General features: G+C 63.9%; 25 protein-coding genes and 1 pseudogene. 14 read left to right on the plus strand and 12 right to left on the minus strand.

Going from position 1 to position 21,273, the window contains the following annotated elements:
• The first annotated feature begins 338 nt into the window (after window positions 1-338).
• Window positions 339-509, plus strand: a complete 171-nt coding sequence (locus tag ACR64R_RS05765; protein ID WP_487360724.1) for a hypothetical protein — start codon at window positions 339-341, stop codon at window positions 507-509.
• An 82-nt stretch (window positions 510-591) separates the two neighbouring features.
• Here the strand turns inward: ACR64R_RS05765 and ACR64R_RS05770 are convergent, their stop codons facing one another.
• Entirely contained in the window at window positions 592-1,062 is a 471-nt protein-coding gene (locus ACR64R_RS05770) for an Lrp/AsnC family transcriptional regulator (RefSeq protein ID WP_487360725.1), read from the minus strand.
• 142 nt (window positions 1,063-1,204) lie between these two features.
• Between ACR64R_RS05770 and ACR64R_RS05775 the strand changes: the two genes are divergently transcribed.
• Window positions 1,205-1,960, plus strand: a complete 756-nt coding sequence (locus ACR64R_RS05775) for a tryptophan 2,3-dioxygenase family protein (protein WP_487360726.1) — start codon at window positions 1,205-1,207, stop codon at window positions 1,958-1,960.
• A gap of 270 nt (window positions 1,961-2,230) precedes the next feature.
• Window positions 2,231-2,644 (plus strand): DoxX family protein, encoded by a 414-nt coding sequence (locus ACR64R_RS05780; RefSeq protein ID WP_487362384.1) that lies wholly within the window; start codon window positions 2,231-2,233, stop codon window positions 2,642-2,644.
• Window positions 2,645-2,738: 94 nt separating this feature from the next.
• Here the strand turns inward: ACR64R_RS05780 and ACR64R_RS05785 are convergent, their stop codons facing one another.
• The 4 genes from ACR64R_RS05785 to ACR64R_RS05800 form a co-directional block, all read right to left on the minus strand.
• Entirely contained in the window at window positions 2,739-3,044 is a 306-nt protein-coding gene (locus tag ACR64R_RS05785; RefSeq protein ID WP_487360727.1) for a hypothetical protein, read from the minus strand.
• 75 nt (window positions 3,045-3,119) lie between these two features.
• Window positions 3,120-3,389, minus strand: coding sequence for a hypothetical protein (locus tag ACR64R_RS05790; RefSeq protein ID WP_487360728.1), 270 nt, complete (start codon window positions 3,387-3,389; stop codon window positions 3,120-3,122).
• 233 nt (window positions 3,390-3,622) lie between these two features.
• Window positions 3,623-4,177 (minus strand): hypothetical protein, encoded by a 555-nt coding sequence (locus ACR64R_RS05795; protein ID WP_487360729.1) that lies wholly within the window; start codon window positions 4,175-4,177, stop codon window positions 3,623-3,625.
• A gap of 147 nt (window positions 4,178-4,324) precedes the next feature.
• Window positions 4,325-4,648, minus strand: a complete 324-nt coding sequence (locus ACR64R_RS05800; RefSeq protein WP_487360730.1) for a hypothetical protein — start codon at window positions 4,646-4,648, stop codon at window positions 4,325-4,327.
• A gap of 346 nt (window positions 4,649-4,994) precedes the next feature.
• On the opposite strand from ACR64R_RS05800, the gene ACR64R_RS05805 reads away from it, so the two are divergent.
• From ACR64R_RS05805 to msrA, 3 genes are all read left to right on the plus strand, one after another.
• A complete protein-coding gene (locus ACR64R_RS05805) occupies window positions 4,995-5,360 on the plus strand; it encodes a hypothetical protein (protein ID WP_487360731.1) in 366 nt (121 codons plus the stop codon).
• On the plus strand, window positions 5,353-5,757 hold the full coding sequence (locus tag ACR64R_RS05810; RefSeq protein WP_487360732.1) for a hypothetical protein: 405 nt from the start codon (window positions 5,353-5,355) through the stop codon (window positions 5,755-5,757). The genes ACR64R_RS05805 and ACR64R_RS05810 overlap by 8 nt, the downstream gene beginning before the upstream one ends.
• Window positions 5,758-5,935: 178 nt before the next feature.
• Window positions 5,936-6,457 carry a peptide-methionine (S)-S-oxide reductase MsrA gene (gene msrA, locus ACR64R_RS05815; protein WP_487360733.1) on the plus strand — a complete coding sequence of 174 codons (522 nt, stop codon included), beginning with the start codon at window positions 5,936-5,938 and terminating at the stop codon, window positions 6,455-6,457.
• Between the two features lie 452 nt (window positions 6,458-6,909).
• Here msrA and ACR64R_RS05820 read toward each other — a convergent pair whose 3' ends face one another.
• Together ACR64R_RS05820 and ACR64R_RS05825 are read right to left on the minus strand one after the other, a co-directional pair.
• Window positions 6,910-7,317, minus strand: a complete 408-nt coding sequence (locus tag ACR64R_RS05820; RefSeq protein ID WP_487360734.1) for a GFA family protein — start codon at window positions 7,315-7,317, stop codon at window positions 6,910-6,912.
• A gap of 460 nt (window positions 7,318-7,777) precedes the next feature.
• Complete coding sequence (locus tag ACR64R_RS05825) at window positions 7,778-7,945, minus strand: Thivi_2564 family membrane protein (RefSeq protein WP_140835886.1); 168 nt, start codon at window positions 7,943-7,945, stop codon at window positions 7,778-7,780.
• 145 nt (window positions 7,946-8,090) lie between these two features.
• Here ACR64R_RS05825 and ACR64R_RS05830 point away from each other — a divergent pair, with 145 nt between their 5' ends.
• Window positions 8,091-8,225 carry a hypothetical protein gene (locus ACR64R_RS05830; protein WP_487360735.1) on the plus strand — a complete coding sequence of 45 codons (135 nt, stop codon included), beginning with the start codon at window positions 8,091-8,093 and terminating at the stop codon, window positions 8,223-8,225.
• Between the two features lie 92 nt (window positions 8,226-8,317).
• Complete coding sequence (locus ACR64R_RS05835; RefSeq protein WP_487360736.1) at window positions 8,318-8,482, plus strand: DUF3309 family protein; 165 nt, start codon at window positions 8,318-8,320, stop codon at window positions 8,480-8,482.
• A 25-nt stretch (window positions 8,483-8,507) separates the two neighbouring features.
• Here ACR64R_RS05835 and ACR64R_RS05840 read toward each other — a convergent pair whose 3' ends face one another.
• Window positions 8,508-10,370: a CHASE3 domain-containing protein gene (locus ACR64R_RS05840; RefSeq protein WP_487360737.1), complete on the minus strand. Its 1,863-nt coding sequence runs from the start codon at window positions 10,368-10,370 to the stop codon at window positions 8,508-8,510.
• Window positions 10,371-10,964: 594 nt separating this feature from the next.
• Between ACR64R_RS05840 and ACR64R_RS05845 the strand changes: the two genes are divergently transcribed.
• The 5 genes from ACR64R_RS05845 (at window position 10,965) to ACR64R_RS05865 (ending at window position 16,992) form a co-directional block, all read left to right on the plus strand.
• Window positions 10,965-12,191 carry an anion transporter gene (locus tag ACR64R_RS05845; protein WP_487360738.1) on the plus strand — a complete coding sequence of 409 codons (1,227 nt, stop codon included), beginning with the start codon at window positions 10,965-10,967 and terminating at the stop codon, window positions 12,189-12,191.
• 168 nt (window positions 12,192-12,359) lie between these two features.
• Window positions 12,360-13,364: a LacI family DNA-binding transcriptional regulator gene (locus ACR64R_RS05850; protein ID WP_487360739.1), complete on the plus strand. Its 1,005-nt coding sequence runs from the start codon at window positions 12,360-12,362 to the stop codon at window positions 13,362-13,364.
• Complete coding sequence (locus ACR64R_RS05855; RefSeq protein ID WP_487360740.1) at window positions 13,361-14,878, plus strand: sugar ABC transporter ATP-binding protein; 1,518 nt, start codon at window positions 13,361-13,363, stop codon at window positions 14,876-14,878. The genes ACR64R_RS05850 and ACR64R_RS05855 overlap by 4 nt, the downstream gene beginning before the upstream one ends.
• On the plus strand, window positions 14,878-15,939 hold the full coding sequence (locus tag ACR64R_RS05860) for an ABC transporter permease (protein ID WP_487360741.1): 1,062 nt from the start codon (window positions 14,878-14,880) through the stop codon (window positions 15,937-15,939). Before ACR64R_RS05855 ends, ACR64R_RS05860 begins: the two co-directional genes overlap by 1 nt.
• 69 nt (window positions 15,940-16,008) lie before the next feature.
• A complete protein-coding gene (locus ACR64R_RS05865; RefSeq protein WP_487360742.1) occupies window positions 16,009-16,992 on the plus strand; it encodes a substrate-binding domain-containing protein in 984 nt (327 codons plus the stop codon).
• Between the two features lie 191 nt (window positions 16,993-17,183).
• On the opposite strand, the gene ACR64R_RS05870 is transcribed toward ACR64R_RS05865, so the two are convergent.
• The 3 genes and pseudogenes from ACR64R_RS05870 to ACR64R_RS05880 all read right to left on the minus strand — a co-directional run bounded on the left by ACR64R_RS05870 (window position 17,184) and on the right by ACR64R_RS05880 (window position 19,092).
• Window positions 17,184-17,576, minus strand: a complete 393-nt coding sequence (locus ACR64R_RS05870; RefSeq protein ID WP_487360743.1) for a hypothetical protein — start codon at window positions 17,574-17,576, stop codon at window positions 17,184-17,186.
• Between the two features lie 28 nt (window positions 17,577-17,604).
• Window positions 17,605-18,426, minus strand: coding sequence for an IS5 family transposase (locus ACR64R_RS05875; protein ID WP_487360744.1), 822 nt, complete (start codon window positions 18,424-18,426; stop codon window positions 17,605-17,607).
• A 53-nt stretch (window positions 18,427-18,479) separates the two neighbouring features.
• Window positions 18,480-19,092, minus strand: a pseudogene (locus tag ACR64R_RS05880) (TetR/AcrR family transcriptional regulator).
• Between the two features lie 82 nt (window positions 19,093-19,174).
• Between ACR64R_RS05880 and ACR64R_RS05885 the strand changes: the two are divergent.
• Window positions 19,175-20,041, plus strand: coding sequence for a crotonase/enoyl-CoA hydratase family protein (locus ACR64R_RS05885; RefSeq protein WP_487360745.1), 867 nt, complete (start codon window positions 19,175-19,177; stop codon window positions 20,039-20,041).
• Window positions 20,042-20,151: 110 nt separating this feature from the next.
• Here the strand turns inward: ACR64R_RS05885 and ACR64R_RS05890 are convergent, their stop codons facing one another.
• Complete coding sequence (locus ACR64R_RS05890; protein ID WP_487360746.1) at window positions 20,152-21,237, minus strand: HPP family protein; 1,086 nt, start codon at window positions 21,235-21,237, stop codon at window positions 20,152-20,154.
• Window positions 21,238-21,273 lie beyond the last annotated feature (36 nt).

Consider the following 21,273-nt stretch of genomic DNA (forward strand, 5'->3'; position numbering starts at 1 on the left):
CTGCGACGCTTCTCGATGTTCGCGGAATGGGAGGAATGGATAAATCTCGTCGGCGGACCCCTGGTTGATCGTGTCGCCCAGGCTGCTGGCCTCGCGGCCGATAGGAACACGATAATACGCATGCCGTGCTCGGCGTGCGCGTGGTCGCGGCGTCAGTTTGGGCCGTCCGGGCCGTTCGCCACCGGCCCGCAAGCAGGCGGCGATCGATCGGAGCCCGCTGCACGAGCGGCGAGCTCCTTTGACTCGGATGTCGGGCATAGGGCTGAACGGCGATTGCACGCTCTTCACGCAATTGCTGCAACCGGAAACGTTCTCGTGCATTCTGGGGAATGACCTCGATGTTCAACCAAGACGCTCCCGCCAAATGCTGCTCCTATTGCGGCGGCCGCGACCATGACTTCGAGGAATGCCCGAAGCGCAAGGCGGATGCGGAAAAGGAAGATGCGGCGCGGGTGGCCGAGCCGGCCGCTGCCGCGAAGCCCGGCTTCGCTGCCGAAATTCGGCCATAGCGTTCGTTCGGGTCCCCATGCCGAGAAAGTTCCCCTCTGTAAGGACTGGACGCGCTGCGCCCACGGCTCCGGGGCGCCCGACCTATCCCCTCAGCGCGCGCCCCGCCGCCTCGGCAAAGGAGATGTCGCCCTTGATCTCGCGCATCGCCATCGATGTCACGGTGCGGCGCACGCCGGGCAGGCGGCTTAGTTCCTCGCGCAACATGCGGTCGAGCGCCCTCATGTCGACGGTGACGATCTGCAGAAGATAGTCGGCCTCGCCGGTCGTGGCATAGCAGCGGCGGATCAGCGGGTGCTTCTTCACCGCCGCCTCGAAGGCGTCTGACACCTCGAAGTCGATCGACACCTGGATGAAGGCCTCGATGCCGAAGCCGATTGCCGCCGGATCGATGCGGGTCGAGTATCCGCGGATGACGCCCGCCTCTTCCAGCGCCTTCACCCGCTTCCAGCACGGCGTCTTGCTCAGGCCGACTTCCTCGGCGAGCTCTCCGAAGGAGAGCCTCGCGTCGCGCTCGAGCGCGGCGACTATCCTGCGGTCGACAGCATCCAGCATCGTTCGTTCTCCACAGTGGCGACAAAGAACTGAAGTCGTCCTTCATTTCACGCCATCTGGATAACAGAAAGGAACAATGTTCAAGTCGAAAACGCTATCCTCGCCGCACGGTCGAAAACCCCGCCCGCGAGGAGGCTGCGCCATGGACAAGACGGATTATCACGCCCGCATCGAGGCGCCGGAGATGCGCGACTACGGCGTCTACCTCCAGTGCGACAAGCTGCTGACCTGCCAGAAGCCGCTCTCCGAGATGGTCAATGCCGACGAACTGCAGTTCCAGATCGTGCATCAGGTCGAGGAGCTGTGGATGAAGCTCATCGCTTACACTCTGGTCGATGTGCTCGATTACCTGGAGAGTGAGGACACGCACCGCATCGTCACGCTGATGGGCCGCGTGCACCGGCTGATGCGCATGATGACGGCGCAGCTCGATCTGCTGGAGACCATGTCGCCCAAGGAATACCAGCAGATCCGCCTGCAGCTCGGCAATGGCAGCGGCCAGGAATCGCCGGGCTTCAAGTTCCTCTTGCGCCTGCCGCCGGATCTCTGGCGGGCCTTCAAGCATGCCTATCTCGACGGCCGCGGGCTGACGGTCGCGGACATCTATGACGAGCATTACGATCATGGCGACGCCTATGTCGTGGCAGAGGCGCTGATCGAGTTCGACGAGCTGTTCCAGAAATTCCGCGCCAACCACCTCTATCTGATCCACCGTTCGATCGGGCTGGGCGCGAAGTCGCTGAAGGGCAGGCCGGTGGAAATCCTCGAAGGCGGCGCCCGCCATCGCTTCTTCCCCGAGTTGTGGGACATACGCTGCGACATGACCGACCGCTGGGGCGCCGAATACGGCACCGTGCGGGAGTCGATCAGCCACCCGCCGCAGGCGAAGGCGGGGTAGGGCGGGCTCACCCTTCTCCCCTTGTGGGAGAAGGTGTCCCCGTAGGCGACGGATGAGGGGTGTTCCAGGGAAAGCCAGCGTCTCACTCCGCTGGAACACCCCTCATCCGTCTCGGCGCTATCGCGCCGATCCACCTTCTCCCACAAGGGGAGAAGGAGAGGCACGGCGTCCCGCCTCGCACAATTTTCCCCACCCCTGTCGGAATCCTCTTCCTCCATCCGTCCTCGGGGGCATCGACCGCTTCAACAACCCGGAGGGACACTCGTGGAAATGCAATCGACCTGGCAGACCGCCGCCATTCTCATAGCCCGCCTGATCTTCGCCGCCATGTTCGCCATGGCCGTCGCCTTCAAGCTGATGAATATCGGCGCCACCGCTGGCTACATCGCCGCCGCCGGCTTCCCGTTCCCGCTGTTCCTGGCCTGGTGCGCCGCGATCCTGGAGACGCTGCTGGTGCTTTCCTTCCTGACCGGCGCTTATCTGACGCCATTGGCGCTGATCGGCGCGGTCTATGTCGTCTTCCTTGGCTTCGCCTTCCACGGCCCGTCGCATTGGACGGGAAATCAGGCCGAGTTCGGCGCCTTCATGTCGCATTTCCCCTTCGCTGCTGGCCTGCTCTACGCCGCGGCGCACGGCCCCGGCAGCGTGCTGGCGCTCAAGCAGGGATGGCCGGGCAGGGCGTGAGCTTTTCCTTCTCTCCGTTCAAGGGGCGCCCGCAGGACGGATGAGGGCCGGCGCCCGCGCCCCGCGATTGGCGCTTCGCATTCAGGCGGGCGCCTCACATCTGGTCGTTATACGGTTCCTTCATCTGGCCTACCATGCGCGCCAGCCTGGAGAAGGACGGCATGTCGGCTTCGGGCTGGCACTGGTTGGCGAGCTCGAGGAGCCGGATCGGGAAATTGATGGCGTCGCGGTTCGAGGCCGAGATCGCCTGCGAGCGCTCCTCGTCGGTTTCGCCGGCCTCGGCCTTTCGCAGCGCGATGTCGATCTCCTCGACGGTCAGTACGCCTTTCCTGACCAACACATGGTTGATCGCGGCGACGGCCATCAGCAGGCCCTCGATCTGAAGATTGGCGACGTTCATGGCGTTCCTCCCATTGACCTCGCCTCAAGAACGCATGAGCGGCGTTTCCGATCCGGCCTTGGGCAGCCCGCGCGCCTAAGCATCCATCCACCGCTCGCCATATTCGCTCCAGAGCTGCCTGATCTCTCGGTTGCCGAGCGGCGGCGTCTGGCGGTCGCCGTAGAAGATGGCGACGGCGCTGAGGTCGTACTGACCGTCGGCCTGGGCGATGAAGCGGATCGCCTCGCCGAGTGGTCTCGAATGAAAGATCGGATCGGCCTGGCCGCGGCCAAGGCTGCGAACGCCCGAAATGCTTGCAGGCACATGCCGCATCCGAAAGACGGATGCCATGGCAGGTCTGTCCATGCTGCTCTCCGCGATTCCCCATGGGATGATCCCATAAGGTCCGGCTAATGACCAGCCTGGGAACAACCGGCCACAACCGATGGGTTGAGCGGCACAGCCTGTAACGCAGACGTCCTGCATCGAGCAAAGAAGGCCGGGCATGACGGCCCGGCCTTCTTTCGGCGTCGCCGCCGCGAGGCAGCCTCCGCAAACTACCGTTGATCGGCCGGGCTGCCCCAGCCTGGCCGGAAATCCTATCTGTGCCAGCGCTGCAGCCAGTCCGGCTCCGCGTCCGAGCTTCTGCTAATCGCCATGCCGGCCAGCAGCCCGACCAGCCCGCCGATGAGCATCGCCGTCGAGAAGGTGCCCGGGTTTTGCTGCACGGTCTCCGAAACGCTCTGCGCCTGGCTGCGCAACTGGCTTGCCGCGCGCGACGCGCGGTCCGAGGCGCCGCTGTAGAGGTTGGATGCGCGGTCTGAAGCGCTGCCGTAGAGGTTCGACGCGCGATCGGCCGCACTCTGGTACCAGCCCTGAGCGGTCTCGACCGCTTCCTCGGCCTGTTCGGAGAGCGCCCGGTTCAACCGGTTCACCTCGCGCTTCAACTCCGCGATCTGCTTCTTCATCGCGTCTTCGGATGCCTTGGCCGCGTTGCCGCGCGATGCAGGGTTGCTGCGCGACGCTCCGCTGCGCGAGGCGCCTCCGCTGCGCGCGGCGGCGTTGCGCGGACGCGCGGTGGTTGCGGTGCTGCTGCTGCTCGGGGTGCTGGTTCCGTTTGTCGCGCCGCCGCTACTGCTTTCGTTGTCTGCCATGGCTTTCTCCTTTGTGCCCCTTGCAACGGCCGGGAGGCCGCATGGTTCCGCCCGACCATGCCAAACCAGCGAAGCCGGGTTCCTCAGCAAAGGCCGTGGAGGACCCTCCACGGCCTTTGTGCTTCGGCGCTGTGACGCGCGATAGTCCTACTTGCCGCAATTGTTGTCGTTGACGTTCGGCTGCATCGTGCCGGCGGCCGTGCTGGCGTCGCCCTGTGCGCCCTGCGGGCTGTCCGGGCAGTTCTTGTCGGCGTTCGAATTCATGTCGCCGCCCGTCACGCTGCCGGTCGTGCCGGTATCGGGCGAAGCCTGGTCAGGCGAAGGGTTGGCCGGCGTGGTCGGGTTCACCGTAATCGACTGGCCGCTGCCGCTGGTGCCGTTATTCCCGGTCGTGGTGCCGGCGCTCTGGGCCATCGCCGCCGTGGCGAGGCCGATGGTCAGGGCGGAAGCTGCAAGGATCCTCGTAAGCATTGTCTTCTCCTCTGTGCGAGAGTTCGTTTGTCGCATTGGCGACTAGGGGGTGAACCCGTCGGACCAAGGTTGGTTCCGACAAAAATTCCGCACTGCTGTTGGCTGACGGCTCAATCTAGGGCTGCGGCGCGTGGGTGGCCCCGCTCGGCGTTGATTGGAAAAGGATAGGAAAATTTACCTAGACGCACTTGCCCGGTGAGGGCAGCTATGCTACTATTTTTCTCATGGTGCTGATTTGCGCCAACGACCCGCCGCCCGGCGGGTTTTTTGTTTTTCGCGCCCGTCCGTTTTTCCAAGCGCTTTGCGCAACGGACGCGACGCTTCCAACATTTTTGTCGAGGCCCGGATGCCGCGCTACGCCACCATCATCACCGCCGATGACGGCGCCGAGACCGTCAGCGCCATCGGCGAATTCGAGGGCGCAAGCCTGCCGGTGAGATCAGGCCGCGTCGAGCAGGTGGCGCCGGGCGTGCGCATCGGCATGGTGCGCGGCGGACCGATCGATGCGGTTGCCGGCTTCGGCTTTCCGCGCCAGGGCGCCGACCCATCGGCGGTTCCTGCGGCCACCGCGAAGCTGAGGGCAATGGCGGCGCCGGCGGCCGATGTGGAGTCGCCGAAGCCTGTCCGCGCCAGGCCGCGAAAGAAGCCGGCGCGCAAGACCCGCAAACCGAAGGCGGCGAAGGCATCGTCCCATGTGACCGCCCATGGCTGACGAAAGCAGGCCCGTGCGCCGCAAGTCCGCCGGCGCGAAGCAGGCGGGGCGCAGACCCGAAGCCGCCGCCAAGGCTGCCCGCCCGAAGCGCCCGCGCAAGACGCTGGTCGACGACTTCGCGACTGCCCTGCGCGCCGACTTTCGCGCCCATGGCGCGGGCGTCATCGCGGCGGTGCGGGCCGACAAGCCCGATCAGTACCTCAAGGTGGTGCTGACGCTGCTGCCCAAGGATTTTTCCCAGGATATCGATGCCGACAGAAACGATCTCGACCGGTTGAGCGATGAGCAGATCCGTAACCGTATCCGCGGCCTCGAAGCGAGTCTGCGGCCGCTCATCGATGGCGATGCGCGCCTATCTGGCCCTGCTGGAGGAGGCGGAGAAGAGACGCCGCAGTAATCTCCTGGCCGCCTACCGGCCTTATCGGACATCGTCTTCGAACTGGCGATCCGGCGGTTCAAACCGACTTCGGATTCCTGATCCTGCAGTTTCGAAGTCGCCGCCGGCACGTTTGTCAAACCGCTGGAAGTGCCCGGCCGCAACGCCTATCTATGGAGCAATCCAAAGGAGGTGTGACATGGCTTCTTCCACCGAGCGCGCGGTCCTTGCCGGCGGCTGCTTCTGGGGCATGCAAGATCTGATCCGACGCTTGCCCGGCGTTCTTTCAACCCGGGTCGGCTATAGCGGCGGCGATGTCGCCAACGCCACTTACCGCAATCACGGCACTCACGCCGAGGCGATCGAGATCATCTTCGACCCGGCCAGGACCAGTTTCCGCACCCTGCTCGAATTCTTCTTCCAGATCCATGATCCGACGACGAGGAACCGCCAGGGCAACGACATCGGCATGAGTTATCGCTCGGCGATCTACTACACCAGCGATGAGCAGAAACGGATCGCCGAGGACACGATCGCCGACGTCGACGCGTCCGGCCTGTGGCCCGGCAAGGTGGTCACCGAGCTTGCTCCGGTCGGCCCCTTTTGGGAAGCCGAGCCCGAGCACCAGGACTATCTCGAACGCTATCCAAACGGCTACACCTGTCATTTCGCGCGGCCTGGGTGGAAGCTTCCGGTCCGCCAAAAGGCCGCCGCGTCGTAGATCGGCGGCGAGGCTACAGGATCCAGCCTTGATCGCCCGAGGTTCAGCCCGCCATGCCGAGGAGGCATGGCGGGCTTTTTTGCATTCAGGATGCTTCGTTGGACTCGGCGATCCAGCTCCGATCTAAAAGCTGAACCGCTCCGGGTATCGCTCCAGGCAAATTCGGCACGGAAAACCGCGGCGCGTTTTCCCCGAATTGCGCCGGCCGGCTCAGCCCTTGGGGCGGCGGCCTTCATGTCCGTGGCTGCGATCCAGTGCCTGAGCAAACTGCAGGTTTTCCATTTTGCCAGACTGGCCCATAGGCGCCCCTAAAAGTCTACGGGTAGTCTGGATCACTGGCATGAAGTTGTGACCCCGCGCGCGGTTTGGTTGTGCCCGGTTGCTCTGGCTTTCGACCAAGGAACTCGTCGTCGTTCAGACTTAAAGTCCGTAACCAGCCCTTTCAGGCCGGTTTATTCGTCGGCCGTCGAATCGCCTGCCACCCGATCATGCTCGAACTGACGCGCCGCGGGGACGGCCGGCAGCCAGGACTCGCGCCTTCCGATCCAGAGTTCGTAGCTCGGCACCAGTCCTTCGGTAGGCGCGACGTCAAGGCTGCCGATCGTGACCTCGACCTCGTCGTCGCCGATGAACGGGACACGGCTTCCGCAGGTCGGGCAAAAGCTCCGGGCGCCATAGGCGGTGGTCATTCCGGTGGTTTCGAACGCGTGAAGAGGCCATACGGCATAGGCATGAAAGACCGATCCGCTCGTCTTGCGGCAATCCTTGCAGTGGCAGAGGCCGACCCGGGTCGGTTCGCCGGCCACATGAAACCGCACGCCACCACAAAGGCAACTGCCGCTGCGCGCGATCTCAGGCATCGCTTTTTCTCCTGCCGCTACCAGAACAATTTCGCGGCCGGCAAATTCCTGCCGGCTGCTAGAGCTCGCAACAATTTGCAGTCGTTCCGCCGAGGCACAAGAACAAGCGATCAGTCCGGAAGGCCGACCGGCTCCTCGCACCGATAGACCCGGCACTCGCCGTCCTTGGCCGGAACGGTTATCGTCATAGGCACTTCGGGCCAGTCGCACTCATTGCCGAATTGCCGCACGAAGCGGTCACATAAGTGTCCGGGCCGGTGGTTAAAACCACTGCATGGTCGCTCTTGATCAGCGCCTGCGTCTCAGCGCAAGTCATGGTGCGGGTGTCCGGCCGAGCATGGGCCGAACTCGCCGCGCACAGCACTGTAGCTGCGGCCAGCAATTTGCCGGCAAGACGTGCGATCGACAAGGTTGTCATGAGCACCGGCTCGGAGTTTCCTATGCCGAATATGGATCGCGACTAGAATACCGCAAGGTATTTGAGCAACGATATAATCCCGATGATGATGACGATGATCTGCGCGATCTGTCGCGCTCGGGCATCCAGCGGCAAGCGCTGCACGAGATAGAGCACCAGGATCACCACGAGGAAGGTAATCAGGATGCCGACGAGTACCGATGCGCCCATAGGCGTACCTCCAGTTGTCCCCAGGATTGCCCAAGCAGGGCCGCCCCCAACGCCTAAGATCCAAAAATGGTTCCGCCGGGGCGAAGTGGAACGGGAGGTACGGCGGAGCGTTGTTCAGTACCTTTGAATATACAGGATTACGAAAATGAAGGACATATTCAGCACGGCGGCCGTCATCGCGTCGATAGCAATTGCGATCGCGCTTATGTTTTTAGTCCCGATCAAGCTCGAAGCCAATCCGGGACCGCCGATCGTGTCACACCAAGCCAACGCCGAATAGCATCGAGCCGAAGCCGAGTGGAACATGCGCGCCCCTTGTGAGTTGATTTCGGTCAGAAGCGCCGGGTTGCGCTTCGGAGAGAGGAAAATAACATGAGTCTCGGAACAATTCTTATCATCATTCTTATTCTGGCCTTGCTCGGCGGTTTCAGCGGCCTGGGAGGCGGGCCCTTCTACGGCACCGGCTACTATGGCGGCGGAGGCCTGGGGCTGGTTCTCGTCATCGTCATTATCCTGGTTGTGCTCGGACGGATCTAAGGACAGCCAGACCAGTCAGGCCAGCCTATGAATCCAGGGCGTCCCTGAGCTTCGCCGCCAGCTGTTCCAGCGTGAACGGCTTGGCGATGAAGTGCACATTGTGGTCGAGTACGCCATTGTGCACGACGGCGTTGCGCGTGAAGCCGGTCATGAACACCACTTTCAAGGATGGGAAATGCTTGCGCGCCTGTTCGGCCAGCTGCCGGCCGTTCATACCCGGCATTACAATGTCCGTAAGCATTAAAGCGATGGCGGTGCTCTGGCCGAGTTCTTGCAAGGCTTCTTCACCGCCGGCGGCTTCTGTGACTGTATAGCCGAGTTCAAGCAAGGCAGCTGCCGTCGAAGTCCGCACGCGGGGATCGTCCTCGACGAGCAGCACGGTTTCGGTCGCTGCAACATCGCTCCTGCCGCCGGCCTTCGCCGGCGGCGCCGCCTCCTCAGGGCCGGTGAAGCGCGGCAGATAGATCTTGATCGTCGTGCCTTCGCCGAGCTCTGAATAGATTTTGACGTGTCCGCCGGATTGTTTGACGAAGCCGAACACCTGGCTGAGTCCGAGCCCCGTTCCCTTGGCCGCGGGCTTGGTGGTGAAGAACGGCTCGAAAGCCTTGGCCACGATGTCCGCCGGCATGCCCGAGCCGGAATCCGTCACCGCGATCATGACATACTGGCCGGCCTTCACTTCGGGATGCGTCGCGGCATAGGCCTCGTCGAGGTAGCAGTTGGCGGTCTCTATGGTGAGCTTGCCCTTTTCATCCATCGCGTCGCGCGCGTTGACCGCCAGGTTGATAATGGCATTCTCGACCTGGCTCGGGTCGGCATGAGTTTTCCAAAGTCCGCCCGCCTGCACCGTTTCGATCTCGATCGCATCGCCGAGCGTGCGGCGCAAAAGGTCCGACATTCCGGTGACGAGGCGATTGGCGTCGACGATCTGTGGCGCCAGCGGCTGCTGCCTTGAAAAGGCAAGCAGCCTGGCCGTCAGGTTGGCGGCGCGCGCCGCGGCATCGGCCGCCGCCTCGACGAAGCTCTGCACGTCATGCTCGCCACGAGCGAGCTTGCGCTGCGCGAGGTTCATGGCGCTGATGATGACGGCCAGCATATTGTTGAAATCATGCGCGATGCCGCCGGTGAGCTGGCCTACCGCTTCCATTTTCTGCACCTGGCGAAACTGCGACTCCGCCTTCTCGCGCGTCTCGATCTCGTTGAGCAACGCTGCGTTCTTGGCGCTCAAGGCATCCTGCGCGGCGGCCACTTCCTGGAAGCTGCGGCTGGACTGGCGGATCGTGTATACGCCTAGTAGGAAGATGCCCAGCAGCGCCGCGAACGAGCCGATGCGCAGCCAGCCTTCGATTTGTTCCATCCGCTCGGCGCGGGCAGCGAGGCTCGCCCCGTCGATGCGCCGGATCGCATCGACGTTGGCGCGGATCTGGTCCATGTCCAGCTTGCCCCTGCCGCCGCGCACGATGTCCAGCGCTTTCGCGGTGTTGCCCGCATCGTAGAGCCGGATCGTCTCTGCCAGTTCGGCCTGCTTGCGGGTGAGCGCGTCCTTGATGCCGACCGCCTGTTGCGCGCTGTCGCTGCCGCTAGGAAACATCTCGTCGACGCGTTTAAGCAGTGCCGGTAGGGCATCCACCGCATGCTGATACGGCAGGAGATAGCTCTTCTCGCCTGTCAGCAGATAGCCGCGCTGGCCGGTCTCGGCATCCTGAGCGAGCGAAAGCAGGCTCGACAGCAATTGCTGGGCTTCGATCGCATGGCGGCTGGCGTCGCGGTCCGCAATCTGCGCTTCGGCGAGAATGGCGCGCGCTGCTATGATCAGCGCGACAATGGCAAAGCCGGCAAGAAGTGGAAGCGCTTGCCATCGCAGGGCGCGTCGCAGTCGGACGATCATTGCTTTGCGGGGCCTGAGGAAATTATCAGTTCGCTCAGTGGTAGGCGGCGGCGAACCGCAAGGCAATAGTCGGGTCCGCGGGACGATGATTGCAACAGACACGACGGGCCTGGCGGAAAACCAAGATTCCGCTGCGGCGGCGCCGTGGGGTCGTCCGCCGGCTGTCCGATATCGCTAGGCCTCGCGCCCGCTGCATTCGAGACAGACGATGCTTTGTCCCGGACAGCTCAGCCTATGCGTGCCTTCCGGGCAGCAATGGCCGCTCGAGCTCAGCCAGAGCGCGCAAACGAAGACTTTCTTGGCCCCGTGACAGCGAGGGCATTCCTGCGGACGCATCAGTTCCTCCCGAGACGGGACGCGATGTTCCGCTTCAACGACCGTGTTCATCCGTTTAGCCCCAACGCCTGGATTATCGGTCACATATGTTAATTCAATATTCTTTACATTAGGGTTTATGAATGTGGAAACACGAAAGCGTCACTACGCTTTCACGCGCTCGAGCGCTTCCCCTTTGCGCCGCCCTTGCTAAATGTGGTGCAACCCCATGCGCCGCGAGATTCTGCCGGGCAGGGCAGGCAACGGGAACACTTTTCAATGACATGGACCGGCGCGGGCGCGCTCTTTATCCTTGTGCTTACCTATGCCGGTGTCGCCGTAGGCCGCATTCCAGGCCTGCGCCTCGATCGCGCCGGCATCGCGCTGCTTGGTGGCGCCGCCATGATCGCCATCGGAGCGATTGGCATCGAGGATGCGTACAAAGCCATCAATTTGGACACCATCACCCTGTTGCTCGGCATGATGATCGTGGTCGCGCATCTGAAGGTCTCGGGCGCGTTTCGCGCCCTTGGCGGCTTTGCCATCGAGCACGCCCATGCGCCCTTCATGCTTCTGGTCATGGTGACGCTGTTGACCGGCGTGCTCTCGGCCTTCCTGGTCAATGACGCGATCTGCCTGGTCATGGCGCCGATTGTCGTCCATGTCACTCGCGTGATCAACCGCAACCCGGTGCCGTACCTCATTGCCACCTGCACGGCCTCGAACTGCGGCAGCGTCGCCACCATCACCGGCAACCCGCAGAACATGGTGATCGGGGCGCTGTCAGGCATTTCCTATCCGGCTTTCACGGTGGCGCTGGCGCCGGTGGCCCTGTTCGGCCTGCTCTGCGTCATCGTCATCGTGCGCGTCGTCTACCGCGCCGAATTTTCCCGCCCCGCCGAACTCAGCCCGGAAGTCTATCGCGGCCGCATGCTGCCCGGGCAGGTGTTGAAGGCCACCATCGTCTGCGTGTTGCTGGCGCTAGCCTTCTTTGCCGGCGTTCCCGTCGCCAAGGCGGCGCTGATTGCCGGCGCCTTCCTGCTGGTCACCCGGGCAATCAAGCCGCGGCGCATCTACCGCGAGATCGACGGGCCGCTGCTTTTCATGTTCGCCGGCCTGTTCGTGGTGGTAGCGGGCGCCGAGCGCACGCTGCTTACGCCCGACATGATCGCATGGGCGAAGAACATCGGCCTTGACGACGTCTGGCGGCTTTCCGGCTTCACCGCGGTGCTTTCCAACATCATGAGCAATGTGCCGGCGGTGCTGGCGCTGCGCCCCTTCATACCTGGGCTGGAAAACCCGGAGCGCGCCTGGCTGGTCGTGGCGATGAGCTCCACGCTCGCCGGCAATTTCACGCTGCTTGGCTCGGTCGCCAACCTGATCGTCGCCGAGCAGGCCAAGGCGGCCGGCAAGGAGCTTTCGTTCTCCGCCTTCTTCAAGGTCGGCCTGCCGCTGACGCTGCTGACCCTTCTCGCCGGCACCGCCTGGCTGGCATTCACCTTGTAGCCGCTGAGCTTTTCGTCCCTCGAGAATATTCCTCGACCAGGTCATCGAATCGATTGCGCAAACGTTTCGATGGCACTATGGTCTGCTCAGATCCGCCGGAGAGCGGACGGGAAACGCAAGATGGGAGGGAGCGCTTGGCTGCACTCCGTACGAGCCGCCATGCCGACAATGGCTGAGGTCGCTCGCCGCGCCGGCGTCTCGGTTTCGACTGTCTCGCATGTCGTCAACCGCACGCGTTTCGTCTCGCCCGAGAAGGCGCAGCTCATCAACGACGCCATTGCCGCCATGGGCTATCAGCCCAATGAGTTGGCGCGTTCGCTCAAAGTTGCCTCGACCAACAGCGTCGGGCTCGCCATTTCGGCGATTTCCAATCCCTACTTCACCGATATCATCTGCGCGGTCGAGGCGGAATGCGCGCGCCTGGGCCTGATGGTGTTCCTGTCGGATACGCAGGAAGACCCTGACCGCGAGCTTCAGGTGGTGCGCGCGTTCCATCAGCGGCGTGTCGACGGAGTGATCCTGGCGCCGTCCGGCTCGCCTCAGCGCGCGATCGACTATCTCGCTGAAAAAAAGCTGCCTTGCGTACTGATCGACCGCTTCGCCGACGACCGCTTCGACCAGATCGGTGTCGAGAACGAGACGTCGATGCGCTCGTTGATCGACCATGTCGCTTCCTTCGGCCACAGACGTATCGGCTACATCGCCGGCCAGCCGGGGTTGGCCACCACCCGCGAGCGTATCGAGGCCTTTCGCGCATCTCTTGCAGCCAATGGACTTGAATGCCCGCCGCGCTATGTCTCGGCGGAGAATGTCGATACGGCGAGCGCCACGGCATCGACGCACGCGCTCTTGTCGCAGCCCGCGCCGCCCACCGCTTTGGTTACCGGCAACAACATGACGACGATCGGGGCAGTACGCGCTATCCGCGAGAAGGGTCTTTCGATCCCGCGCGACCTCTCGCTTGTCGGCTTCGACGATTTCGAATGGGCCGACTGCTTCGAGCCAAGGCTGACGTTGGTTGAGCAGCCTTGCGCCGAGATTGGCCGCCAGGCAGCAACGCTGCTCAGCGAGCGCATCGCTTCCAGCCAATGCCCGCCACGCGCCGTGCGGCTTCAAGCGACGCTGCGGGCCCGCGCATCATGCGCGATGCTGGCCCACACGAGGTCGGCATGAGCGCGCCGCTGCTTTCCGTAACCGGCGCCGTAAAGCGCTTCGGCGGCGTGCAGGCGTTGCGCGGTGTCGACTTCGACCTGAAGGCTGGCGAGATCCACGCGCTGCTCGGTGAGAACGGCGCCGGCAAGTCGACGCTGATGAATCTCCTGTCCGGCGTCTACACGCCGGACGAGGGCGAGATTCACATCGACGGCAAGCCGGTCACCTTCAACAACCCGCGCGAGGCGCAAGCTGCCGGCATCGCCACCATCTTCCAGGAACTCGATCTCGTGCCCTCGCTCGATGTCGCGGCGAACCTCTTCCTCGGTCGCGAACTGATGCGGCCGGGCGGCATGCTGGACGTGCCGGCGATGCGTCGTGAGGCCAAGCGGCGGCTTGAGGCGATCGAGCTCGCCATTGACCCGGCGCGCCTCGTCGCTGACCTTTCGATCGGTCAGCGCCAGGTGGTGGCGATCGTCAAGGCGCTGTCTTATGCGTCCCGCGTGTTGATCATGGACGAGCCGACGGCCGCGCTCACCGTCGGCGAGGTCGAACGTCTGTTCGAGATCATGAGGAAGCTAGCCGCTTCGGGCGTCGGCATCATCTACATCTCGCACCGGCTGGAGGAAGTGCCGGAGATAGCCGACCGCGTGACGGTGATGCGCGACGGCCGTGTCGCAGGCATCACCGACCCGCATGCCCCGCAGGCCGAACTGGTGCGCCTGCTGGTCGGGCGGCCGCTGGACGAGCTCTATCCTGATCGCGCCAGGAGCGTCGGCAAGACACTGCTCAGCCTGAAGGATGCCAGCTTCCGGCTCACCCGTGAAAGCGCCGGCTGGCAGCCTCCGAGTGGTGTCTCGCTCGAGGTCAGGGAAGGCGAGATCGTCGGCCTGGCCGGCATCATGGGGGCAGGGCGCACCGAACTGCTCTCCGCGCTCTACGGGGCGGGCCTTGCCGGTCGCTGGCAGGGCGAGGTCGCGGTCGGCGGCAAGCCGGTGAGGCTCGATTCCATAAACGCCGCGCGCAGGGCAGGCATCGCCTTCGTCACCGACGACCGGCGCGGCAGCGGCCTGATGCTGCGCATGGCGGTCGGCCTCAATCTGGTTATGTCTGTGATCCGTCGCATATCGCCGGCCGGACTGATGTCGCCGCGTCGCCAGGCCGAGGCGGTGACGCGATCCTTCAGCCAGTTCGATATCCGCCCGAAAAACCCGGACATCGCCGTCGGCGCGCTGTCCGGCGGCAACCAGCAGAAGGTCGTGCTGGCCAAGGAAATCCTCGGCAACCCGCGGCTGCTCCTGCTCGACGAACCGACCCGGGGTGTCGATGTCGGTGCCAAGGGTGAGATCTACGCACGGCTCAGGGCACTTGCGGCGCAGGGACTGGGCATTCTGGTCGCGTCAAGCGAGATGCCGGAGCTGATCGGGCTTTGCGACCGCATCGTGGTGCTGCGCCAAGGGCGCAATGTGGCAGAATTCAATGGCGGCGTCGACGAGCACACCGTGCTTGCCGCGGCTAACGGCAAGGGGGCCTGATGTCGGACCAGAAAATTTCGGTGGCGGCCAACTCCGCAGCGCCAGTTACGGGTTCGCCCAGGCACCGCGTCGACCCGCTGGCCATCGTCGTACGTTTTCAGAGCCTTATAGGCCTGGTGCTGGTGGCGATCGGCGGCGTGATCTTCTCGCCCCGGCGCCATGGCGAGATACTGTTCCTCAACCCCGACAACATAGCCAACATCGTGCGCGCCGTGTCGGAGACCGGCATTATCGCCATCGGCATGACCTTCGTGATCATCACCGCCGGTATCGATCTCTCCGTCGGCGCGGTGCTCGGCCTTTCCAGCGTCGTCACCGCCTCGATGATGATCTCGGGCGGCTTCGGCCTGATCTCGACCATCCTTGCAGTGCTTGCGATGGGTATCGCCTTCGGTGTCGTCCAGGGCACGATCTCCACCCGTTTTCGCCTGGAGCCATTCATCGTGACGCTGGCCGGCCTGCAGGCGGCGCGTGGCCTGGCGCTGATCGTGTCCGGAAACCAGTATATCAACATATCCTATGGCGACGGCCCGGGCCTTGCGCCGCCGGTCTTCGCCGTGCTGGGCGAGCGGCTGTTCGACAACACGGTGCCGGTGGCGACCATCGTCTTCATCATCTTCGCCGCCATCGCCACGCTGGTGCTCAACACCACGCGCTTCGGCCGCTACGTCTATGCCGTCGGCGGCAACGAGCGTGCAGCACGCATTTCCGGCGTGCCGGTGTCGATGGTGAAGATATCGGTTTACGCAATCACCGGTTTTGCCTCGGCAATTGCCGGCATCGTGCATGCCGGCCAGTTCAACTTCGGCAGCGCCAATGACGGCATGGGCTATGAACTGACGGCCATCGCCGCCGTCGTCATCGGCGGCACCAGCCTGTTTGGCGGCGCGGGTTCCATGGTTGGCACCGTCGCGGGTACCATCATGCTCGGCGCCTTGGCCAACATCCTTCAGCTCAACAACATCACCCCTGCCACGCAGTTGCTCGCGACCGCCGCGATCATCGTCTTGGCGGCAGTGCTTCAATCCCTCGTTCGCCGTCGCGAGGGTTTGGGTCGATAGCAGGCCGGCGGCACCGGGAAGAGACTGTAACCAGAGGTCCGGCCCCGCCGGACGAGGAGGAGAGTAGATATGAGAACGACAACCGGATCGCGCGTGCTGAAGGCCGCGCTTCTGGCAGGCGCCGGCCTGTGCGTTGCGGGCAGCGCCTATGCCGCCGAACCACTGGTAAAAGCCTGCTCGAAAGACGGCCAGTTCGTCATCGGTTTTTCGCAGGCCAACAACGCCGAGCCGTACCGCCAGCACGTCAATGACGAGCTGACGGCGGCGGCCAAGGAAGTGCCGGGCTTCACCCTGCAGATCGCCGACGGCGCCGGCAACGTCAACACGCAGACCTCGCAGGTCGATAATTTCATTACCCAGAAGGTCGATATCCTGCTGATTTCGCCCTTCGAGGCTGCTCCCCTGACCCCTGCCGTGAAGCGCGCCATGGATGCCGGCATTCCCGTGATCGAACTCGATCGCAAGACTGTGGGCGATCCGGGCAAGGACTACACGGCCTTCATCGGCGGCGACAATTTCAAGATTGCCGAGGAAGCCGGCAAGTTCACGGCCACCAAGCTTCTGCCGGACGGCGGCGAGGCGGCTGTGCTGGAAGGCCTGCCCAGCTCGACGCCGGCGGTGGAGCGTCTGAACGGCTTCAAGGAAGGCGTGAAGGGCAATGCCAAGATCCAGATCGTCGCCGAGCAGGCCGCAGACTGGGTTCCGGATAAAGCCCAGACCGCCTTTGCCGCCATGCTGCAGGCGCATCCCGACATCAAGGTGCTCTATGCTTCGAACGACATGATGGCGGCGGGCGCATTGCTGGCCGCCAAGGGTGCCGGCAAGGACGTCAAGATCATCGGCACCGACGGCCTGCCTGGCCCGGCCGGCGGAATCGAGGCCGTCGCCAAGGGCGACTGGGCAGCGACCTTCACCTATCCGACCGGCGCCAAGGAAGCGATCGAAATGTCGAAGAAGATCCTGCTCGACTGCGCGACATCGGTGGAGCCGACGGTCACGGTGGACACCACCGCGATCACGGCCGAGAACGCCAAGTCGATGATGGGCAAGTAGGCGGCGCCGGAACTTCGGAGATTGAGATGGCAAGGCCCCGGGAGGGGCCTTGTTTGTTTAAGGAAGAGCGACCGGAGCCGGCTCTACGTCTCGCGGCATCTGCTATCGGGGAGCTCCTGACCGAACGTTGCGGCGAATTCGCCGAGCCTTTCCGCTAAGCGTCCGTTTGAGTATGCAGGTTTGCGGTCGGATCACCCCGAGGGCGCGTCCTCCTCGGTCTCTTCGCTAAACCGGCCTCGCACGCGCATGAGGGTGAGCGCCTTGTAGGCGACAGTCTGTATGCGCTTTGGCCAGCCTGTGGCGATAAGTTCGTCGGCGGTCATGTTGCCCGGCGTGGCATCACAGGCATCATCGAGAATGCCGCTCACTTCGAGTAGCAGAGCTTTTTCGTCCGGGCTGATCGCACTGTTTGAGCGCATTCCACCATCCCCGCGATGAGGAACCCAGTCGTAGAAACTCTCAAAATATTCCGTTGGCCATTCGCGGCGCACGCCTTCGTCGCCGTCGGCCAAGGTTTCGACGGCTTCCATGATCCGATTGCGGATGCGTTGATCGATCAGTCGGTCTGTGGGTTGCTCTTCCATATAGGTATAGTGTGCAGCAGAACGGGGTTCATGCAAGGCGCCGGAGCAGGTTGCTGGCCATGGCAAGATGGATCATCGCCTCCGACACGTCGAGACGCTTCTCATAGTCGCGGACGAGCCTTCGCCAGCGCATCATCCAGCCGAAGGTGCGCTCGACAACCCAGCGTCGGGGGAGCACCTTGAAGCCGGAGACATCGTCAGACCGGCGGATGATCTCGACGGTGAAGTCCTGCAACGCGGCTGCGTCGAGCAGCTTGGTGCGGTCGTAGGCACCATCGCCGAACAGGTGCTTGAGCCATGGCCAGCGCCTGCGGATCGCCGATTTGATCTCCTGCGCGCCCGCGCTGTCGGAGATGTCGGCCGTGGTCAGGTTGACCATCAACAATTGCGCATCGGTGTCGACTGCGATGTGGTGCTTGCGTTCCTTGATCCGCTTGCCCGCATCGTAGCCGCCGCCGGACGAGGCCGAAGGCGCCTTTACCGACTGACTATCGACAACGGCTGCGGACGGGCTTTGCTCGCGCGCCTCGCGTTCCCGGTCGAGCATCAGTGCCACGTCGTGGATCGTGCGAAACATCAGGCGGCGCACAAAGCGTCGAAACCACCAGTAGACCGTTTCCCATGGCGGAAAATCCTCGGGCAGCATCCGCCAGCCACCGCCGGAACGAGCCAGATACCGCAAGGCGTTCAGCACCTCGCGCAGGTCCGTCGTGGGCGTGCGCCCGAGCTTAGGCGGCGCAGCCAGAAGCGGGCGAACTATCTGCCACTCCACATCCGTCAGATCGCTCGGGTAACGCTTGGCTCGCTTCTCACGTTCGGCCATCCGGTTACGGCTCTCTCGAGTCCACATCCCGAGCTTGAATCACGCAACCAGCTGACACTCAACCCTTTATCAAACGGGCTCTAAGCGCGTTTGCTGGAATGGCTGTGGGCGCCTTCGCTCGCCATCCTCGCCCGTACGAGCGTCGCTGCGGCATGGCCGGCGGCGGCGACGTAGTCTGGGTTATGATGGATCAGCATGCTGGAAAAGGCGCCGTCCATCAAAAGCACGATCTCGCGAGCCAGCATCTTGGCCTCGCCGACATCATGGTCTGAAAGAGCTCCGGCCAGCCATTTCTCGAAATTGGTCTTATGGCGCGCTCCGGCCTTCACCGCCGGATGCCCCGGCATAGCCGCGAGTTCGGCCGCCGTGCGCAGGAAGCCGCAGCCCTTCCATTTGGGATGACGGGCAATCCGCGCCAGATTGGTGAAGATCGCCTCGACCTTCTTGTCGGCATTGCCTTCCGCCGCTTCGAACCAGCCAGCCATCTGCTCGAGATTAGGCTGGTCGCGCCCTTCGAGATAGGCCGCGATCAGATCGTCCTTGCTCTTGAAATGATAGTAGAGCGTGCGCTTGGTGAAGTCCTGCCTTTTCGGCCACCGCGTCGACGCTGACGCGGCCGATGCCTTCGGCATAGAAGAGCTTGGTCGCTGCATCGACAAGGCGTTTTCGCGTGGGGTTGGGCTGCTCGCTCATCATGAATGTATACCGACTAGTGAATATACAAGCAAGCGAGAGCCTGCTCTCCTTTTCAGGCAAACTGCTGAAAGGAAAAACCATGATCGAGCTTGTACTGAGCGAGACGCGCGACCGCGTCGCGATCCTCACCCTCAACCGCCCCGACAAGCTGAATGCGCTGAACTACGCGCTGATCGACCGGCTGCTTTGGCTCCTCGATCGGATCGAGACGGACGACGGCGTGGGCGCCGTCATCCTCACGGGGGCAGGGGAGCGGGCCTTCTCCGCCGGCGCCGATATCCGCGAATTCTCGTTGAGCGTGGCCGAGGGCACCGATGTCGCGCTGCGCGATTTCGTGATGCGCGGCCAGCGCCTGACGGCGCGGCTGGAAGCTTTCCGCAAGCCGGTCATTGCCGCGGTCAACGGCCTTGCCTTTGGCGGCGGCTGTGAGATCACCGAGGCTGTGCCGCTGGCCGTCGCCAGCGACCGGGCGCTGTTCGCCAAGCCGGAGATCAGGCTTGCAATGCCGCCGACCTTCGGCGGCACGCAGCGCCTGCCACGGCTTGCCGGTCGCAAACGCGCGCTGGAACTGCTGTTGACCGGCGAGACATTCTCGGCTGGGCGCGCCGCCGAGCTTGGCCTGGTCAACCAGGTCGTCCCCCATCAAGAGCTTATGCGGGCCGCCCTTGACCTTGCCCGCCGCATTGTCTGTCATTCACCCGCGGCGGTCGCTGGCATCCTCACAGCGGTGACCCGTGGCATCAACTCGAGCATCGCGGAAGGCTTGCTGGTGGAAGCGGAGCAATTCGCCCGCATGGCTCCGACAGCAGACCTGCGCGAAGGCCTGAGCGCCTGGATCGAGCGGAGGCAGGCCGTCTATGACGGTTCATGGGCGCACCTCACTCGGCCGGACGAAACCAGGCGCGCCGCGCGGCGTCTCGACCGGGCGGCAGGCCTGCCCGGCTGAGCGGCTTGCCTGGAGCGGTTCAGCGTTTCATGGAGGCGCAGAACCGCTCGAAGGATTTGTTTCCATGCAAGTCCGGGCGGAAACCGTCATCAGCTGTCCTGGAATTGCCCTTAAGCTACCGCCTTCAACGGCGCCTTGCCTGCCTGCTGCACGCGCGCCGTCGCCGCCAGAAGGTCAGTCTGCGTGATCAGCCCGAGGATATGCCGGCCGCCATCAACGATCACCACCGCATGGCTGCGCCCATCGGTCAATAGCGGCAGCAGGCTCATGGCCGGCATGTCGGGCGAGGCTGTGCTGGCCTTGGACATCACCATTTTCACTGTGTCGGTCGCTCTCGCCAGCTCGCGCAGACCGATTGCGCCGGCGAGCCGGCCGTCCGCGTCGACCACCGGCAGGATGCGGATGTTATGGTCCATCAGCAGGTTGCGCGCCTCCTCGGTTGAAGCCGTCTCCGGCACCGAGATGACATCGCGGGACATGATGTCCCGGCAAAGCAGCGTGCGCTGCGAGCGCACCATCGCCTGCAACTCGACCTGGCGCAGCAGGCGCTCCAGGTCGTCACGGTCGATGTCGAAGGTCTCGTCGAGCGTTGAGAGCGCCGCATCGACATCCTCGGGCCGGAACCCGATGCGCTCGGCTGGCGGCCGGTCGGCGGTGCCGTGACCGCTGGTGGCCGGCACATGCACATGAGGATAGTTGCGCCGCGACAGCTTGTGGAAAAGGAGGCCGAGCGCAACCAGGATGGCCGAGTTCAGCGCTACCGGTACAAACGGGAACAGGAAGCCAGCCGCGGCAACCGCCGGCCCGCCGAGCACGCCGGTAAGTGCTGCGGCCCCGCCCGGCGGATGCAATGATCGCGTGAAGGACATGGCGGCGATCGCCAGCGCTACCGCAAGACCGGAGGCGATCACCGTGTCATGCACGAAATGCGCCACCGTCACGCCCACCAGCGCCGAGATCGTGTTGCCGCCGACGATCGACCAGGGCTGCGCCAGCGGGCTTGACGGAACGGCAAAGAGCAGTACGGCCGATGCTCCCATCGGCGCCACCAGCATCGCCACAAGCGGGCCGCTGCCCATCACGAGCCCGCTGATCATGCCGGTGAGCGCGATACCGATGGTCGCGCCCATACAGGCAAGCAGCCGCTCGCGCAGCGTTGCGCCGGCAAGGATCGGAACGAAGAGGCGAAACGCCATGGTGGATCCTGTATCGAGGAGATGGGGTTGCTCGCA

The sequence above is a fragment of the Mesorhizobium sp. MC2-1-1 genome (assembly GCF_057597255.1).